The following is a 1,962-nucleotide window of genomic DNA, read 5'->3' on the forward strand; positions in this document are numbered from 1 at the left end:
CCGACCGTTCCGGGAACATCCCCAAATACCTGGCTGAGCTGCATGCTTCAGCCATGCATTACGTCCTGCCTCATCGGCGAGAGGAGCGCATCTACCCCCGGGCTATCAGGCTCAAATCCCCGAAGTATCCGATCAGAAAGAAAAATGCCAGTCAGCTTAACTGACTGGCATTAGTCCTTAGTGACCGGTTTTTTTATAGCTGTTGAAGGGGAACGACAGTTATTTCTTGGAGACTACAATCGACGTGGTTTCCAGATCCCAGGTGCTCTGGGTTTTACCTTCATCCCGCAGCAAATACTTCAACACCCGACCCTGCGGGTTTTTCGGCAGGCTGCTGCGGAACTCGATGTAGCGCGGCAGGGCATAGTAGGGCACCGATTCAGTGGCCCAATGAAACAGCTGCTCCGGGTCCAGCGTTACGCCTTCATGCAGCACGGCTGTGACTTTCACATCGTCCTCGCCTTTATCTGACGGCACGGCATGTACTGCCACTTCGGCCAGCGCCGGGTGAACAGCAAAAGCTGCTTCCATTTCAAAGCTGGAAATGTTTTCGCCCCGGCGGCGCAGGTAGTCTTTCTTGCGGTCGACGAAGTAGAAAAATCCATCGTCATCGAACTTGCCAATGTCGCCAGTGTGGAACCACATATTGCGCATCAGCTTCTGGGTATCTTCCGCACGGCGCCAGTAGCCCTGGAACATGATGTCCGGACGCAGCGGTCGAACGACGATTTCGCCCGCGCTGTTGGGAGGTACTTCCTGATCGAGGTCGTCGACGATTCTTACGTCAAAATCGGCAATTCGTTTTCCCGAGGAGCCGGGCGCGGCGTATTCACCGGCGGCCAGCGAAGTGATGACGCACGCTTCGGTCAGGCCATAGCCGTTACCGCCGACCAGTTTTGTGCCGAAACGCTCGCGCCAGATTTTTTTGGTTTCTTCTGTGTAAGGGTTGCCTCGAGCAGTATGGATTTGCCCGACGCAGCGCAGCATTGCTTCGTTATCTGGCGCTTGAGCGAGGAGGCCGCCCATGCCACCAAGGATTGAGGCGATGGTTGCACCTGAACGCTCCACTTCCTGCCAGAAATTCGAAACCGAAAAGCGCGGGAGAATGGCGGCGCGCGCACCCACCAGAATGCTGGCGATGATTGATACACACAGCGCATTCATGTGGAACAGCGGCAGCGGTGTGATAGTCACGTCGTCGGCACTGGCCGGACCGGCACGCAATTGCAGGCGCGCCAGGTTGCACATGAAGTTGTAGCTGATCATGCAGCCCTTGGAGGGGCCGGTGGTGCCTGAGGTGTAAATCAAGCAAGCAAGGTCTGAAGGCTGCGGCTTGTTAGCGAGCGGGGTGGCGTCATGGCCGCGCCATTCATCCAGTGGCGCGATGCGAATACGGCAATCGGCTACCGTCTCAAGTGTGCCACGGTGAAGAATGTGCTGAACGTCGTGCAATTGCTCAGCGAGCGGTGTGATGCGTGGCAGGTAGGCTGCTTCGCAGATCACCACCGAGGTGCCGGTATCGGCGATCTGATGGCGGAGAAACTCGCCCTTGAGCGCGGTGTTGATTGGCACACTCACGGCGCAGAGCTTGTTGATGGCCAGCCAGGTGGTGACAGCGTCGATGTTGTTATCGAGCATGGTCAGCACGGTTTCACCGGCTTTTACACCCAAGGTCGCAAGGGCGTTGGCCATCTTGGTTGAGAGTGAGTCAACTTGAGCATAAGTGTATAACTCGCCGCTGAAATCCAACAAAATTTTGTCTGGATGCCTTGCTACCGCGCGATCTAGCGCGTCGATGACAGTGTCTCGTTCTCCCACTGCCCAGGTTTCTGGATTGCCACTGCTGCCCATGAATATTCTCCTTTTAGGCTCCCATAGCGATTGGTTTGCCTGATTTTATTTTGGTGAGAGAATTAGATTCTAAATACAAAATTATGAAATGTCTTTAACAATAAGTTGAAC

At 55.1% G+C, this 1,962-nt stretch carries 1 protein-coding gene; it reads right to left on the reverse strand.

Features of this window, described 5'->3' with window-relative positions; genetic code table 11:
* Positions 1-219 precede the first annotated feature (219 nt).
* Positions 220-1,851 carry an ATP-dependent acyl-CoA ligase gene (locus tag AC1DSG_RS30705; protein WP_477794224.1) on the reverse strand — a complete coding sequence of 544 codons (1,632 nt, stop codon included), beginning with the start codon at positions 1,849-1,851 and terminating at the stop codon, positions 220-222.
* Positions 1,852-1,962: the final 111 nt, after the last annotated feature.

Source organism: Pseudomonas sp. P5_A12 (assembly GCF_056400685.1).

Bases quoted from the DNA above. Each gene is read 5' to 3' on its own strand.
- AC1DSG_RS30705 (WP_477794224.1), bottom strand. From the start codon at position 1,851: ATGGGCAGCAGTGGCAATCCAGAAACCTGGGCAGTGGGAGAACGAGAC.